Annotated in this window: 17 protein-coding genes; 8 read left to right on the forward strand and 9 right to left on the reverse strand. The window is 56.2% G+C overall.

All coding sequences use genetic code 11. From position 1 onward, the window contains the following. Positions 1–60: 60 nt before the first annotated feature. Complete coding sequence (locus ACREYP_RS13510; RefSeq protein WP_336817704.1) at positions 61–687, reverse strand: CDP-alcohol phosphatidyltransferase family protein; 627 nt, start codon at positions 685–687, stop codon at positions 61–63. Then, positions 688–1,254: a carboxymuconolactone decarboxylase family protein gene (locus ACREYP_RS13515; RefSeq protein ID WP_166993988.1), complete on the reverse strand. Its 567-nt coding sequence runs from the start codon at positions 1,252–1,254 to the stop codon at positions 688–690. It abuts the gene before it with no gap. Between the two features lie 70 nt (positions 1,255–1,324). Here ACREYP_RS13515 and ACREYP_RS13520 point away from each other — a divergent pair, with 70 nt between their 5' ends. Continuing rightward, positions 1,325–1,735, forward strand: coding sequence for a pyrimidine (deoxy)nucleoside triphosphate diphosphatase (locus ACREYP_RS13520; protein WP_336708025.1), 411 nt, complete (start codon positions 1,325–1,327; stop codon positions 1,733–1,735). On the opposite strand, the gene ACREYP_RS13525 is transcribed toward ACREYP_RS13520, so the two are convergent. From ACREYP_RS13525 to selD, 3 genes are read right to left on the reverse strand one after another with little or no spacing between them, the layout of a single operon-like run. Then, complete coding sequence (locus tag ACREYP_RS13525; protein ID WP_336817705.1) at positions 1,701–1,946, reverse strand: YnjH family protein; 246 nt, start codon at positions 1,944–1,946, stop codon at positions 1,701–1,703. The two genes, ACREYP_RS13520 and ACREYP_RS13525, sit on opposite strands and share 35 nt — an antisense overlap. After that, on the reverse strand, positions 1,903–3,897 hold the full coding sequence (locus ACREYP_RS13530) for a DNA topoisomerase III (RefSeq protein WP_336817706.1): 1,995 nt from the start codon (positions 3,895–3,897) through the stop codon (positions 1,903–1,905). Before ACREYP_RS13530 ends, ACREYP_RS13525 begins: the two co-directional genes overlap by 44 nt. A gap of 3 nt (positions 3,898–3,900) precedes the next feature. After that, the gene (gene selD / locus ACREYP_RS13535) at positions 3,901–4,941 is read right to left on the reverse strand and encodes a selenide, water dikinase SelD (protein WP_008456654.1); all 1,041 of its coding nucleotides are present in this window, start codon (positions 4,939–4,941) and stop codon (positions 3,901–3,903) included. 230 nt (positions 4,942–5,171) lie between these two features. Here selD and phoC point away from each other — a divergent pair, with 230 nt between their 5' ends. Continuing rightward, positions 5,172–5,921: an acid phosphatase PhoC gene (phoC, locus tag ACREYP_RS13540; RefSeq protein ID WP_008456655.1), complete on the forward strand. Its 750-nt coding sequence runs from the start codon at positions 5,172–5,174 to the stop codon at positions 5,919–5,921. 44 nt (positions 5,922–5,965) lie between these two features. On the opposite strand, the gene ACREYP_RS13545 is transcribed toward phoC, so the two are convergent. Continuing rightward, entirely contained in the window at positions 5,966–6,517 is a 552-nt protein-coding gene (locus tag ACREYP_RS13545; RefSeq protein ID WP_336817707.1) for an NAD(P)H nitroreductase, read from the reverse strand. Positions 6,518–6,749: 232 nt separating this feature from the next. On the opposite strand from ACREYP_RS13545, the gene sppA reads away from it, so the two are divergent. From sppA to chiD, 4 genes are all read left to right on the forward strand, one after another. After that, entirely contained in the window at positions 6,750–8,600 is a 1,851-nt protein-coding gene (sppA, locus tag ACREYP_RS13550) for a signal peptide peptidase SppA (RefSeq protein ID WP_336817708.1), read from the forward strand. A gap of 97 nt (positions 8,601–8,697) precedes the next feature. Continuing rightward, complete coding sequence (gene ansA, locus ACREYP_RS13555) at positions 8,698–9,714, forward strand: asparaginase (RefSeq protein WP_008456661.1); 1,017 nt, start codon at positions 8,698–8,700, stop codon at positions 9,712–9,714. A 9-nt stretch (positions 9,715–9,723) separates the two neighbouring features. Further along, complete coding sequence (gene pncA / locus ACREYP_RS13560; protein WP_166993980.1) at positions 9,724–10,359, forward strand: bifunctional nicotinamidase/pyrazinamidase; 636 nt, start codon at positions 9,724–9,726, stop codon at positions 10,357–10,359. Positions 10,360–10,564: 205 nt separating this feature from the next. Next, on the forward strand, positions 10,565–11,839 hold the full coding sequence (gene chiD / locus ACREYP_RS13565; RefSeq protein WP_166993978.1) for a chitinase ChiD: 1,275 nt from the start codon (positions 10,565–10,567) through the stop codon (positions 11,837–11,839). Positions 11,840–11,887: 48 nt separating this feature from the next. On the opposite strand, the gene ACREYP_RS13570 is transcribed toward chiD, so the two are convergent. Then, positions 11,888–12,169 carry a YeaC family protein gene (locus ACREYP_RS13570; RefSeq protein WP_008456664.1) on the reverse strand — a complete coding sequence of 94 codons (282 nt, stop codon included), beginning with the start codon at positions 12,167–12,169 and terminating at the stop codon, positions 11,888–11,890. A 39-nt stretch (positions 12,170–12,208) separates the two neighbouring features. Further along, positions 12,209–12,622 carry a peptide-methionine (R)-S-oxide reductase MsrB gene (gene msrB, locus ACREYP_RS13575; protein ID WP_008456665.1) on the reverse strand — a complete coding sequence of 138 codons (414 nt, stop codon included), beginning with the start codon at positions 12,620–12,622 and terminating at the stop codon, positions 12,209–12,211. A gap of 344 nt (positions 12,623–12,966) precedes the next feature. Between msrB and gapA the strand changes: the two genes are divergently transcribed. Beyond that, the gene (gapA, locus tag ACREYP_RS13580; RefSeq protein WP_008456666.1) at positions 12,967–13,962 is read left to right on the forward strand and encodes a glyceraldehyde-3-phosphate dehydrogenase; all 996 of its coding nucleotides are present in this window, start codon (positions 12,967–12,969) and stop codon (positions 13,960–13,962) included. A gap of 83 nt (positions 13,963–14,045) precedes the next feature. Further along, the gene (locus tag ACREYP_RS13585; protein ID WP_336817709.1) at positions 14,046–14,930 is read left to right on the forward strand and encodes a D-hexose-6-phosphate mutarotase; all 885 of its coding nucleotides are present in this window, start codon (positions 14,046–14,048) and stop codon (positions 14,928–14,930) included. 104 nt (positions 14,931–15,034) lie between these two features. Here the strand turns inward: ACREYP_RS13585 and ACREYP_RS13590 are convergent, their stop codons facing one another. Further along, entirely contained in the window at positions 15,035–15,781 is a 747-nt protein-coding gene (locus ACREYP_RS13590; protein ID WP_008456668.1) for a MipA/OmpV family protein, read from the reverse strand. Between the last annotated feature and the right edge of the window lie 105 nt (positions 15,782–15,886).

The following is a 15,886-nucleotide window of genomic DNA, read 5'->3' on the forward strand; positions in this document are numbered from 1 at the left end:
CTCCCCCAGAGCGGAATTGTGTTCTTCCTCATCCCCTGGGAGAAGGTCGGGGTGAGGGGATTAATCTGTGGAGTCATCCAGTCGTTTTAACGTCTTATACCCGCCCCAGGCGCGGTTGAGCGTTGTGAGCCAGCACAGCGAACCGAAGATCCACGCCAGCCAGGCAAAAGCGTCCGGGAACAGGCAGCCAAGCACAAACAGCAGGAGAGTTTCGGTACCTTCCGTCAGTCCCCCCAGATAATAAAACGATTTATGGGCGTAGCCTGGATTCGCGATATCGTGCTTCTGCGCCAGGACAGCAAACGCCAGAAAGCTGCTGCCGGTACCGATGAAAGAGAACAGCAGCCACGCGCCTGCGAGAGCATTTTGCGCCGGGTCCGCGAGAATAAAGCCAAACGGCACAAGGGCATAAAAAAGAAAATCCAGCGTAATATCGAGGAAGCCACCGGCATCGGTTAGCCCTCTGCGTCTCGCCAGCGCGCCGTCCAGGCCATCAAACAGCCGGTTAAAGATAATGGCAACCAGCGCCGGGACATACCATTGCAGTGCCAGAAAAGGCAAAGTGAGCACGCCAATCGCGAATCCTGCCAGCGTCAACCTGTCCGGCGTGATAGCGGGCTTATCAAGCACGGCCGCCAGGCGATTAAGCACGGGTTTGATACGCGGGTGAAGGTAGCTGTCGAACATCTAGCGTTTTCCCTTCGTCGGGCATAACCCCTGGGAGGGAATATCCAGTGCGGCGTTAAAGCGAGCCGAAAGGTTCTGGAAGGCAATCAGCGCGGTGAGTTCGGTCCCCGCCTGGTCGTTGAAATGCTGCTTGAGCCTATTTTTTAACTCGTCGGTCACCTGTGGCGGCGTGGCGGTCATCGCTTCGGCGTAGGCCAATGCGACCCGCTCTTTCTCACTAAATATCGACTCATTTTGCCAGTTGGCCACCGCCAGCACCTTATCCATCGACTGACTACGCTCTGCAAGACGCAGGCTGTTAGCGTCGATACAAAATTCACAGCTGCACAGCTGCGATACCCGGGTCATCACCAGCGAACGAATCACCGGGTCGATTTTTGCCCGGCGTCTTTCCAGAAAGCCGACAAACAGCGCCACCAGCCAGAATAAATACGGCAGTCGCCCCCACCAGCGGGTCGGGTTCAGCACCGCACCAAAATTTTTCTCCTGCATCGCCACAATCGGGCGCAGGCTTTTGGGCAGCGTTTTAAGGGGGGCAATCCAGGGCTCGCTTTTCGTTTCCATCATTCAGTTACTCTTTTGCTGGCATCTCAGGACGAGTATTATGCCACGCCAGCCCCACGGAAAATGGACACCCATGCTAAAAAACCTTGATGTTGTCGCGGCTATTATCGAGCACGAAGGCAAAATTCTGCTCGCCCGTCGCCCTGAAAATGGCGATCAGCCCGGCCTGTGGGAATTTCCAGGTGGGAAAGTAGAAAGGGGAGAAACGCAGCCCGAAGCGCTGGCGCGGGAACTCCTGGAAGAGCTGGGAATTACGGCACAAATTAGCGGCTACGTGGCCAGCCATCAGCGCGAAGTGAGCGGGAGAATGATTCATCTGCACGCCTGGCATGTTGAGGCCTTTAGCGGCGAACCCATCGCCCACTGCCACAGCGAGCTGGTCTGGTGTGAACCGCCGGAGGCGCTTGGCTATGCCCTCGCCCCGGCGGATGTCCCACTGTTGAAGGCGTTTATGGCTTCACGCGGCGCCAGACCAGCGGATTAGTCCCTAAGACTTTGTCATCACGCTGGCATTGCAGCAAAATGCCTTCCGTCTTCACCACCGCCCCTTCAGAATAGTTTTTATTTTCATAAATACAGCACTGGTTGCAGGGCGGCGTCTGCGGCTGATTGTTGTTGGTGAACACTTCCGGCGGGATCACCACGTCAACGTCAGGCTGACGGGGCTGCACCGCCATCGCTGGCAGACTCATCATTAGCCCCACGACGGCGGCGAGCAGGCTTTTTACTGGCATCATCACTTCCCTCTTTTTTGACCCAACGTTTTGCTTTTTTTCCGTCATCCTGGGCTTTGATGCCCTTAAATGCATGCCGCACCGGCGTGGTTCGCGCCTGATGAATCAGCTCATAAAGCGTTTGCACCAGCGGCTGCATAAAGTCCTGATAGCGGCACTGCTTTTCGCTGATTTGCGTCAGCGTTGATTCCCAGTGCGCGGTCATGTCCGGCCTGGCGGCCAGCTCCGGCAGCGAGTGGATCAGCGCCCGCCCGGCCTCCGTAGAATGAATATAGCGCCCTTTCTTGACCAGAAAAGCGCGTTTGAATAACAGTTCGATGATCCCGGCTCGCGTCGCCTCGGTGCCTAATCCGTCCGTGGCGCGCAGGATCTTTTTCAGATCTTTGTCCTGCACAAAGCGCGCAATCCCGGTCATCGCTGACAATAATGTCGCATCGGTAAAGTGGCGCGGCGGCTGAGTTTGCCGTTCAACCACTTCGCCATGCTCGCACAGCAGTTCGTCCCCTTTCGCCACCACCGGCAACGGCGTGCCGTCGTTCTCTTCATCGCGCTCTTTATTGCCCAGCAGCGCCCGCCAGCCCGCTTCGGCAAGGAAACGCGCTTTAGCGATAAATTTGCCTCCGGCGATATCCAGATCGATGGTGCATTTACGGAATACGGCGTCGGCACAGAACTGCATTAAGTATTGACGGGCGATCAGGCCATAAACTTTAGCCTCATTTTCACTTAATGAGATTGCAGAGCTGCGGGCTGTGGGAATAATCGCGTGGTGGGCATCCACTTTTTTATCGTCCCAGCAGCGGTTACGCAGATCGGCATCCACCGCGGGCTGCGGCAGTAAATCCGGCTGATGCACGCTGATGGCGTTCATCACCGCATGCCGCCCGGCGAAGTGCTCTTCGGGCAGATAGCGGCAATCGGAACGCGGATAGGTGATCAGTTTGTGGGTTTCGTACAGCTTCTGGCAAATATCCAGCACGTTCTGGGCGCTCAGCCCAAAGCGTTTCGCCGCCTCGATTTGCAGGCTGGAGAGCGAAAACGGCAGCGGCGCGGTTTCCGATTCCCGTTTATCGTTATAGGCGGTGACCAGCGCCGGGTGGCCGTTGATACGCGCGACGACGTGCTCCGCCAGCTTGCGGTTCAGCAGGCGGCCTTCTTCGTCCTGATGGGGTTCGCAGGATTCGCTCGGCTGCCACACCGCCACAAAACGCTCGTCCGCCGGCGTCACGATGTGGGCTTTTACTTCGAAATAATCTTTGGCGACAAAGTTTTCAATCTCTTCATCGCGACGCACGACCAGGCCCAGGACTGGCGTCTGGACGCGGCCCACAGACAGTACGCCCTGGTAGCCCGCATTGCGCCCGAGAATGGTGTAGGCGCGGGTCATGTTAATCCCGTACAGCCAGTCGGCGCGGGCGCGGGCCAGCGCCGAAACGCAAAGCGGAATAAATTCGCTGTTGGCGCGCAGGCGGGAAATCGCCCGCTCCACGGCCTGCGGGTTAAGGTCGTTGATCAGGCAGCGCTGCACCTGCTGGCGCTTTTCCGGGGCAAGCTGGAGATAGTCCAGCACTTCATCCACCAGCAACTGCCCTTCACGATCGGGGTCACCCGCGTGAACCACTTCGGTGGCCTGAGCCAGCAGCTTTTTAATCGCGTTGAGCTGTTTAGTCACGGAGGGGCGAGGCTGGAGCTGCCACTTTTCCGGCACAATGGGCAAGTCAGCGAGGTTCCAGCGGGCATATCTCCCGTCGTACGCGTCCGGCTGCGCCTGCTCCAGCAGGTGGCCAATGCACCAGGTCACCACCTGGCCATTGCCGCATTCAATAAACCCATCGCCGCGACGATGGGGCTTGGGCAGCACGTCGGCAATGGCTCGCGCAAGGCTTGGTTTTTCCGCAATAAACAGCCGCATGAATTAACGGATCTCGATCATTGGGCGGCCAGCGCGGGCCTCTTTCAATTCACCGATGGCGCTGAGCTTAATGCCGTTCCGCTCGGCAGCCGCAAAGACTTCGGCTTCGGCATCCGCGCGAACCGCCAGCAGCAGGCCGCCGGAAGTTTGCGGGTCGCACAGCAGATTGCGCCAGGCCTCCGGCATCTCGCCGACGAGTTGCCCGTAGCTGGCAAAGTTTCGGGAGGTGCCGCCGGGCACGCAGCCCTGCTCGATGTAGCTTTCCACACCCGGTAATTTTGGCACGCATTCAAACCAGACATCAGCTTGAACGCCCGCGCCTTCGCACATTTCGCTCAGGTGGCCCAGCAGGCCAAAACCAGTCACGTCCGTCATCGCGGTCACGCCCGCAATATCGGCAAACTCTGCACCGACTTTGTTCAGCTGGCACATCGTCTCTGCCGCCAGGCCTTTGTGCTCTGGCAGCAGCAGGGATTTTTTCTCGGCGGTGGTCAACACGCCAATGCCCAGCGGTTTGGTCAGGTACAGCTTGCAGCCTGCTTCAGCAGAGCTATTTTTCTTCACTCGCTCGGTGGGCACAACGCCGGTCACCGCGAGGCCAAAAATCGGTTCAGGCGCGTCAATCGAGTGGCCGCCGGCCAGAGAAATCCCCGCCTGCTGGCAGACAAAACGCCCGCCTTCGATAACCTCACGAGCAATTTCGGGCGCCAGCGTATTAATCGGCCAGCCGAGAATAGCGATCGCCATAATCGGTTTCCCGCCCATGGCGTAGATGTCGCTGATGGCGTTGGTCGCCGCGATACGGCCAAAGTCGAAGGGATCGTCCACGATCGGCATGAAGAAGTCGGTGGTACTGATGATACCGGTGCCGTTGCCCAGGTCGTAAACCGCCGCATCGTCGCGGGTTTCGTTCCCCACCAGCAGATTAGGATCGACAAACTTCGCCTGCTCGCTGTGCAGGATGGTTTCCAGCACCTTCGGGGAAATTTTGCAGCCGCATCCTGCGCCGTGGCTGTACTGGGTCAAACGAACGGTTTGCTTCATGGACTTTTCCTTTCTTTGCCAAATTCTGTACCCAATATGGTAGCGCTCAAACGCCCTGGTGGTAAGTCTGGCAGTCCTAATTCGCGTGCCGTTGCTCACTAAGCAGGCAAAGCGGAAGTTTTTTGAAGCCAGGCCGCATTTTGCCGATGCGCTCTTTTACTCAAATATGACAGTAATGTTACAACCATCGAGGCAACTATCTGGACAACCCACGCATGTAAGGAATAACAATGAAAAAACGCGTATTAGCCTTCTGTATTGCCGGCCTGTTCTCCTCTGCGGCCTTTGCCCTTGCCCCTCCGGGAAATGACGCCACCACCAAGCCCGATCTCTATTACCTGACCAACGCCCAGGCCATTGACAGCCTGGCGCTGCTGCCGCCGCCGCCTGAAATCGGCAGCATTGCGTTTCTGAACGATCAGGCGATGTATGAGAAAGGCCGCCTGCTGCGCGCCACCGAACGCGGCAAGCTGGCCGAAGAAGATGCCAACCTGAGCGGTGGCGGCGTGGCTAACGCTTTCTCCGGCGCGTTTGGCTCGCCAATTACCGAAAAAGATGCGCCGGAACTGCACAAGCTGCTGACCAACATGATTGAGGACGCCGGTGACCTCGCCACGCGCGGCGCAAAAGAAAAGTACATGCGCATTCGCCCGTTTGCCTTCTACGGTGTGCCAACCTGTAACACCAAAGAGCAGGATAAGCTGTCGAAAAATGGCTCTTATCCGTCCGGGCATACCTCAATTGGCTGGGCTACCGCGCTGGTGCTGGCGGAAATCAACCCGCAGCGCCAGAACGAGATCCTGAAACGCGGGTTTGATCTGGGGCAAAGCCGGGTGATTTGCGGTTACCACTGGCAGAGCGATATTGATGCCGCTCGCGTCGTGGGATCTGCCGTAGTGGCCACGCTGCATACCAACGCCGCCTTCCAGCAGCAGCTGCAGAAAGCGAAAGACGAGTTTGCGAAACAGCAGAAGAAATAAGAAATGGAACCTGCCGGGTCAGCGCCCGGCAGGATAATGTCCAATCAGAAGTGAGAAACGAACGCAGAAGTATCCGGGGTGCTGATGGTCGTCGACGCTTTCAACTGCGGCGTGCCGAGGTAGAGGAAGCCCACCACTTTGTCCTGCTCGCGGCCACCCAGTCCTTCGCGCACCAAATCATTTTCAGTCCACGCGCCGCTGCGCCAGATACCGTTAAAGCCCTGGGCCACCGCCGCCATTTGCATCGCCATCACCGCACAGCCTGCGGAAACCACCTGCTCCCACACCGGCACTTTATGGTTAGTCTCACAATGCGCAACCACAGCAATGATTTGCGGGGCGCGGAACGGCGATGTACGCGCCTTTTCAACGCTTTTTTCATCCATGCCGGCCGCAAGGGCTGCTTTCTCTAAAAGCTGAGCAAAGCGCTCGCGCCCTTCCCCTTCAATAACAATGAAGCGCCACGGCTGGAGCGTACCGTGGTCCGGCGCGCGCATCCCGGCACGCAGAATATTTTCCAGCACTTCACCCGCCGGAGCCGGCTCGGCCAGACGGGAGGCGCTACGGCGGTTAATCAAAAGTTCAAGTGCATCCATTTAAAAGCCCCTTACTGACAGGAAATGACTGGCAAAGCGTGGAGGTTGCCCCAGTCCGTCAAATGATTTTCATTCACAAAATTAACACAGCCGTAGTTTTTGTTACAGCGCCGCTCCGATTTCCTGCTGACATTTCCTCGCCCTCTCTTTAGGATAGCCTTTACTTTCGCCGCTTTAGCCAGCTTCATTGCGGCGTGCGGGTAATACCCCTGTTGAAGGTTATGGAGAAAACATGCGCACCATTGGGCGATTTATTAGCGGCTTTTTTAAGTGGACCTGGCGTCTGCTTAATTTTATTCGGGAATTTATTCTCAACTTGTTCCTTATCCTGCTGATCCTGGTCGGAGTCGGCATCTGGATGCAGGTAAAAAGCACGCCTGCAGAACCTGCGCGCGGGGCGCTGCTGCTGGATATCACCGGCGTGGTGGTAGACAAACCGTCGGTCAGCAATAAGCTGGGCGTGATTGGCCGCCAACTGGTGGGCGCCAGCTCTGACCGTCTGCAGGAGAATTCCCTGTTCGACATCGTCGACGCCATTCGTCAGGCGAAAGACGACCGCAATATCACCGGCATCGTGCTGGACCTGAAAGATTTCGCCGGGGCCGACCAGCCGTCAATGCAGTACATCGGTAAAGCGCTGCGCGAGTTCCGCGACGGCGGCAAGCCGGTTTATGCCATGGGCGACAGCTATAACCAGAGTCAGTACTACCTGGCAAGCTTTGCCAATAAAATCTGGCTCTCACCGCAGGGCATGGTTGACCTGCACGGGTTTGCCACCAACGCGCTGTATTACAAAACCCTGCTGGATAAGCTGAAGGTCTCGACCCACGTCTTCCGCGTCGGCACTTACAAATCAGCGGTTGAGCCGTATATCCGCGACGATATGTCCCCTGCCGCGCGCGACGCGGACAGCCGCTGGATTGGCGAGCTGTGGCAAAACTACCTGAACACCATCGCGGCCAACCGCCAGATCACCGCTCAGCAGGCTTTCCCTGGCGCTCAGGCGCTGCTGGATAACCTGCAAAAACTGGGTGGCGACACCGCGAAATATGCCCTGGACAATAAACTCGTGGACGAGCTGGCGAGCAGTGCTGCTGTAGACAAAGCACTGGTGAAGCAGTTCGGCTGGAGCAAAGCCAACAAAGACTTTAGCTACACCAGTATTTACGACTACACCGTGAAAAAACCGTCTGAGCAAGGCGATGCCATCGCGGTGATCTTCGCCAACGGCGCGATTATGGACGGGGAAGAAACCCCGGGCCAGGTCGGCGGCGATACTACGGCCATGCAGATCCGTGAAGCGCGTCTGGATCCGAAGGTGAAAGCCATCGTCTTCCGCGTGAACAGCCCTGGCGGCAGCGTCACTGCGTCCGAAACCATCCGTGAAGAGCTTGTGGCTGCGCGTGAAGCCGGGAAGCCAATTGTGGTTTCCATGGGCGGCATGGCGGCATCCGGCGGGTACTGGATCTCCACCCCGGCGAACTACATCATCGCCAACTCAAGCACGCTGACCGGTTCGATTGGTATTTTCGGCGTCATCAACACCGTAGAAAACACCCTCGATGCGATTGGTGTGCATACCGACGGCGTATCAACGTCGCCGCTGGCCGACGTGGCCGTGACCAAGAAACTGCCGCCTGAAGTACAGCAGATGATGCAGCTCAGCATCGATAACGGCTACAAGCGCTTTATTGGCCTGGTGGCGGCGTCCCGTAAGAAAACGCCGGAGCAAATCGATCAGATTGCTCAGGGCCACGTCTGGACCGGGGAAGATGCCAAAGCCAACGGCCTGGTGGACAGCCTGGGTGACTTTGACGACGCCGTGGCCAAAGCCGCCGAGCTGGCGAAGCTGAAAAGCTGGCACCTGGCGTTCTGGCAGGATGACGCGACCTTCACCGACATGGTCTTTAACGCCATGACCGGCTCGGTACGCGCCGCGCTGCCGCAGGCCATTCAGGCTTACCTGCCAGCGCCACTGGCGGATGCCGCGCTGGCGGTCAAGGCCCAGAATGACAAATTCGGCACCATGAACGATCCGCAAAACCGTTACGCCTTCTGCCTCACCTGCGGCGATGTGCGTTAATTTACTCAAATGAATCAAAGCCCGGTTAAACCGGGCTTTTTTTTTCCGTCATCCTCTCTATACTCTGCCGCAAATATCGAAAGCCTCGAGCAAAACTATGCCAAAGAAATCTATCTACGTTGCCTACACCGGCGGTACTATCGGGATGCAGCGTTCTGAACACGGCTACATTCCTGTTTCCGGCCATCTCCAGCGCCAGCTGGCGATGATGCCTGAATTCCATCGCCCGGAAATGCCGGACTTCACAATCCACGAATACGATCCGCTGATGGACTCTTCGGACATGACGCCTGAAGACTGGCAGCACATCGCCGACGACATCAAAGCCCACTACGACGAGTATGACGGCTTCGTGATCCTCCACGGCACGGACACCATGGCGTTTACCGCCTCGGCGCTCTCGTTCATGCTGGAGAACCTCAGCAAGCCGGTGATCGTCACGGGTTCACAGATCCCGCTGGCGGAGCTGCGTTCTGACGGGCAAATCAACCTGCTTAATTCGCTGTACGTGGCGGCCAACTACCCGATCAACGAAGTGACGCTGTTCTTCAACAATCGTCTCTATCGCGGGAACCGCACCACCAAAGCCCATGCCGACGGCTTTGATGCCTTTGCCTCCCCTAACCTTGCGCCGCTGCTGGAAGCCGGGATCCACATCCGCAAGCTGAATACGCCGCCTGCCCCGCACGGCGAAGGCGAACTGATTGTCCACCCGATCACGCCGCAGCCGATTGGCGTGGTCACCATCTATCCAGGCATTTCTGCCGACGTCGTGGGCAACTTCCTGCGTCAGCCGGTCAAGGCGCTGATCCTGCGTTCTTACGGCGTGGGTAATGCCCCGCAGCAGGGCGCGTTCATTAAAGAGTTGCAGGAAGCTAGCGCGCGCGGCATCGTGGTGGTTAACCTCACGCAGTGTATGTCCGGCAAAGTGAACATGGGCGGCTATGCGACCGGCAACGCGCTGGCGCAGGCGGGCGTTATCAGCGGCTTTGATATGACGGTGGAAGCGACGTTAACCAAGCTTCACTATCTGCTGAGCCAGGGTCTGGATGCCCAGGCGATCCGTGATGCCATGTCGTGCAACCTGCGTGGTGAACTCACCCCCGACGAATAAGGAACGCCAATGGCGCGACGTGCTTTGCTGTTGATTGATTTGCAGAACGATTTTTGTGCCGGTGGCACGCTCGCCGTCCCAGAAGGTGACAGCACCGTTGAGGTCGCTAACCAGCTTATCGAACTGTTTAACGCCCGCGGTGAAAACGTGGTTGCCACTCAAGACTGGCATCCGGCAAAGCACGGAAGTTTCGCCAGTACGCAAGGCACTGAATCTTTTTCTGAGGGCATGCTCGACGGCCTGGCGCAAACCTGGTGGCCCGATCACTGCATTCAGAACAGCGAAGGGGCGAAACTTCATCCGCTGCTGAAGGCTTCCGGCGTCCATAAGATCGTCTATAAAGGTCAAAATCCGGCTATCGACAGCTACAGCGCGTTTTTCGATAACGGCCACCGGCAGCAAACCGAGCTGGATGCCTGGCTGCGCGAGCACGACATCAGCAGCCTGGTGGTGTTGGGGCTGGCAACGGATTTCTGCGTGAAATTTACCGTGCTGGACGCGCTGGAGCTGGGTTATGAAGTGATAGTCATCACCGATGGCTGTCGCGGCGTGAACCTGCGGCCCCAGAGCAGCCTCGAGGCATTCCAGGAGATGGCGGTTGAAGGCGCCACGCTAATGACCTTCGCCGATTTTACCTGCCAATAATTGTAGGGGCGGCCCCCCGCCCCGCACTTTTGTATCGATTCCGCTCACACTCTACGCTTTTTTTGCTCGCCCTCGCCTGGGAGCGCTCTCATAATCATATTCAGTGAATTTATTCAGCACGTTAGCTGATTTCGCTTTCCGCCGTTTTCGTCTGTTAAGCGTGGCCGGGGAGCCTTTATGTTGTGCCCGTCAAAGAGGAATCATTATGTCATTCACACGTAAAATGTTACCGCTGGTGGCCGCGGTGACGCTCGCCTGCAGCGGCGTTGCGCAGGCTGAATCTTTGCTTTCCGTGGGTTACTTCAACGGCGGCGGCGACGTCACTGCCGGTCCCGGGGGGGATATCAATAAGCTTGATGTTCGCCAGATTACCCACCTCAATTACTCCTTTGGCCTGATTTATAACGACGAGAAAGGCGAAACCAATGAAGCGCTGAAAGATTCGTCAAAACTGCATCAAATCTATCTTTCCCCGAAAGTTGTCTCCGACCTTGAAACCCTGCCGGCACTGCGGAAACAGAATCCACAGCTGAAAATCTTGCTGTCCGTTGGTGGCTGGGGGGCTCGCGGTTTCTCTGCCGCAGCAGCAACGCCTGAAAACCGCGCGGTGTTTATCCGCTCCGTGCAGGAAGTGATGGACAAATATGGCCTGGATGGGATCGACCTCGACTGGGAGTTCCCGGTAAATGGCGCCTGGGGCCTGGTGGATAAGCTGGACGCCGACCGGGATAATTTCACCGCCCTGCTGAAAGAGTTGCGCAAAGCCGTGGGCGACAAAAAACTGGTTACCATTGCCGTCGGGGCCAATGCCGAAAGCCCGAAAAGCTGGGTTGATGTGAAAGCCATTGCGCCGGTGCTGAACTACATCAACCTGATGACCTACGACATGGCATACGGTACGCAGTACTTCAACTCGAATCTCTATGATTCGAAAAAGTGGCCGACCGTGGCCGAAGCCGACAAGTACAGTGCTGATTTCGTAGTAAATAACTATCTCGCAGCCGGGCTGAAACCAGCGCAGATGAACCTCGGCATCGGCTTCTATGGCCGCGTACCTAAGCGTGCCGTAGAGCCGGGCATTGACTGGTCAAAACCCGACGCGCAGAAAAATCCGGTCACACAGCCCTACTTCGGCGAGCGTGAGCTGGAGCTGTTTAAAACCGCGCTGGGCGTGGATCTGACGAAAGACACTTACGTCAAATACAACGACCTGGTGAAGAAAATGCTGAACGACCCGCAGAAGCGCTTCACCGAAGAGTGGGATGACGACGCGAAGGTGCCGTACCTGACGCTGAAGTCTGCTGAAGGTAAACCGCTGTTTGCCATTTCCTACGAGAATCCGCGCTCGGTGAAAATCAAAGCCGAGTACATCAAAGAGAAGGGGCTGGGCGGCGCGATGTTCTGGGAATACGGCGCGGATGACAACAACCAGTTGGCGAAACAGCTCGCCGAGTCGCTGGGCATCGATCACGCTAAATAGCGGTTAACGCAGAAAAACGAAGGGAGACAAGTGAGTCTCCCTTTTTGTTTACTGCAGCTTCATCGTTACAAACGGCGCAGGCTCGATGCCAAACTCCGCTTTCAGCTGCTGTTTGCTCTTCATCACCATCTGGCCATTGGTGTCGATAGTCATGTGCTGCGCCTCCGTGTTGTGGCGCGCCTGCCACAGCATCACCAGCTGGAGGCTGTTGTCTTTTTGCTCCTGGGTCAGCGCCACGCCATCAGGCCACTTTCCCAGTTCGACCGCGGTCGCCAGGCGCTGATAAATCTCCGGCGTCATCACGCTCAACATCTCATCCAGATTGCTCATTGGGCACCCCGTCGCAGAATAATTAGCTGAATCGATTCTTCAACCCTCAACCTGCTCACCATTTTGCCCATCGGTGAAGCTCAGCGAGGCCGAGTTAACGCAATACCGCTCCCCGGTCGGCTGCGGGCCATCCGGGAACACATGGCCCAGGTGCGCGTCGCAGCTGCCGCAGCGGATTTCAACGCGTTCCATGCCGTGGGAATTATCGGTCAGATAGCGGATGGCATCGGGGCTGACAGGCTCGTAGAAGCTTGGCCAGCCGCAGCCTGAGTCGTATTTTGTTTCCGAAAGAAACAGCGGGGCCTCACACACCAGGCAGTGATAAATCCCGTCACGCTTATTATGCAGTAAACGCCCTGAATACGGCGGTTCAGTGCCGTGCTTCTGGGTCACGTAGTATTGCATCTCGCTGAGGTTTTTCTTATTTGAATCAGGGGGTAATTGATTAGACATAGGTGTACATCTCGGTCAGTTCAATTGGGACAGCTCACGGCCCCATTCTAACAAAAAATTAACAACACCGTGCTGCTTTTTGTTCTAAACTTAGCCCTGAAATTCTGGCACGGCACAAAGCGTGACGTGAATCACATTATTGTTGGGACTGGCGTTTAAAATCCCCCGCATCGTCCCCATTTGGATTTAAGCCCAAAAGGAAGCGTGAGGCGTTCAGTCGTACAAACCCTGGTCACAGGATTGATTTGTCGCAATGATTGACACGATTCCGCTTGACGCTGCGTAAGGTTTTTGTAATTTTACAGCCAACCTTTTATTCACTAAAAAATAGCTGGTGGAATACTATGACTATCAAAGTAGGTATCAACGGTTTTGGTCGTATCGGCCGTATCGTTTTCCGTGCTGCTCAGGAACGTTCTGACATCGAAATCGTTGCAATCAACGACCTGTTAGACGCTGACTATATGGCTTACATGCTGAAGTACGACTCAACTCACGGTCGTTTCAACGGTACTGTAGAAGTTAAAGACGGCAACCTGGTTGTTAACGGTAAAACTATCCGTGTTACCGCAGAACGTGACCCGGCTAACCTGAAGTGGAACGAAGTGAACGTTGACGTTGTTGCTGAAGCAACGGGTCTGTTCCTGACTGACGAAACCGCACGTAAGCACATCACTGCTGGCGCGAAAAAAGTTGTTCTGACTGGTCCTTCCAAAGACAACACCCCAATGTTCGTTCGCGGTGCTAACTTCGAAAAATACGCAGGCCAGGACATCGTTTCCAACGCATCCTGCACCACCAACTGCCTGGCTCCACTGGCTAAAGTTATCAACGACAACTTCGGTATCGTTGAAGGCCTGATGACCACCGTTCACGCTACCACCGCAACTCAGAAAACCGTTGATGGCCCGTCCCACAAAGACTGGCGCGGCGGCCGCGGCGCAGCTCAGAACATCATCCCTTCTTCTACCGGTGCTGCTAAAGCCGTAGGCGTTGTACTGCCAGAGCTGAAAGGCAAACTGACTGGTATGGCGTTCCGCGTTCCTACCCCTAACGTGTCCGTTGTTGACCTGACCGTTCGTCTGGAAAAAGCTGCTTCTTACGAAGAAATTAAGAAAGCAATCAAAGCTGCTTCCGAAGGCGCAATGAAAGGCGTTCTGGGCTACACCGAAGATGACGTAGTGTCTACCGACTTCAACGGCGAAGTACTGACTTCCGTGTTCGATGCTAAAGCTGGTATCGCACTGAACGACAACTTTGTGAAACTGGTTTCCTGGTACGACAACGAAACTGGCTACTCCAACAAAGTACTGGATCTGATCGCTCACATCTCCAAATAAGTTGAGATGAGAACCTGATCCTAAAGGGCGACTTCGGTCGCTCTTTTTTTTGCCTCAAATCACCAGGACTAAGGAAAAAAGAAATGATTAATAAAATTTTTGCACTTCCGGTCGTCGAACAAATTACCCCTGTGCTTACCCGCCGCGTAAACGATGAGCTGGACGTCATCGTCGTTGATCACCCCCAGGTTCGGGCATCTTTCGCACTTCAGGGCGCACACCTGCTCTCCTGGCAGCCTGCCGGTGAAGATGAGGTGCTGTGGCTGAGCGACATCACCCCGTTCCATAAAGGCAAAGCGCTGCGCGGCGGTGTGCCTATTTGCTGGCCGTGGTTTGGTCCGGCAGAGCAGCCAGGCCTGCCGGCGCACGGTTTTGCCCGCAACCAGCCGTGGACGCTGAGCGCGCACAATGAAGACGCCAACGGCGTGGTGCTGACCTTTGAGCTGCATAACAATGCCGAGACGCTGAAGCTGTGGCCGCATGAATTCACGCTGTATGCCCGCTTCAAGCTGGGCAAAACCTGTGAAATCGAGCTGGAAGCACACGGTGAGTTCGAAACTACCTCGGCCCTGCACACCTACTTCAACGTCGGCGACATCGCAGATGTGAAGGTCAGCGGCCTGGGTAATCCGTATATCGATAAAGTGCTGAATGAAGCCCCGGGCCAGTTGACCGACGGCGTACAAACCTTCCCTGACCGCACCGATCGTCTCTATCTGGAGCCGGAAGAGTGCAGCGTCATTCATGATGCCAGCCAGTTGAAGCGCATCCTGAACGTGGTTCATCACCATCATCACAACGTGGTGGGCTGGAACCCAGGCCCGGCACTGTCCGTTTCGATGGGCGATATGCCGGACGACGGCTACAAAACCTTCGTCTGCGTAGAAACCGCCTGCGCATCTAAAAAACAGAAAGCCAGCGCGGAAAAACCGACCCGTCTGAGTCAGACCATCAGCGTGGCGAAGTAAGGCTAAGCGACTTTCACCAGCTTAGGGCAAAGGCCGTCAACCTCTGCCTCATTAAAAAGCAAACGGGGCGCAAGCGCCCCGTTTTAGTGCACTGATTGCACCTATTAGAAGCTGTAGTTCACGCCCGTCAGCAGCACACCAGTCCAGTTGCTGTCGACCATTGGGCTGTCGGTCACTTCTTTGGACAAACGCATGTAGCGGCCCATACCGAACACGTTCCAGTCTGCGTTCAGCTTATAGTTGACGGACAGCTCAACGTACGGTGACCAGCTGTTACCCGCGTCGTACTCGTTCAGGCCGCTGCGGTTGGACTCCTTGCCGCTCACGCCGTAGTAGTAGTCGTTTTGATTCTTGCTGTCCCACACGACACCAATCCCCGGCGTGACCGTCAGGCTATCCGCGTTGTAGCGATACAGCCAGGCGGTATCCCAGGTGATGCCGTTGCTGTTGTTCAGGATATCCCCGGCCAGCACGGTACGCAGGAAGCCATAGTCGGTGTTATGCACCCAGGACAGGCCCGCCATCACGGTAGAATGGCGGTAGTCCAGCGCGCGCATGCTGTCGTAATTGCTGTCTTTCGGCCTGAAATGCAGCGGCGAATAATAGGCGGTGACGGACAGCTTATCGGCCTGGTCATTCCACAAGTAGTAACCCGCGTTGAACCCGCGGAAGTAGAAATTGTCACCTTCATAGCCCAGCAGAGGCGCCGGATAGACGCGGTTCTGGTCACCTTTGTAAGGGTTTGGCGAAACCAACGCCCCCGCACCGATAGACCATGGGCCCTCTGCGTGCGCAGCGGTAACGGAAGAGGCTAACAGTACGCCTAATGCGAGAATTTTGAATTTGGTCACAATCCTTTCAGTCCTTTAATCAAATAATCAGCGCAGGAAGTGTAACCGCCCTTGGCTCCCATCCCAAATAATTTACTTAGTCACAACCTTCAACCAACTTTTTAG

The organism is Enterobacter sp. TMH.L2 (genome assembly GCF_050847315.1).
Classification (GTDB): Bacteria; Pseudomonadota; Gammaproteobacteria; order Enterobacterales; family Enterobacteriaceae; genus Cedecea.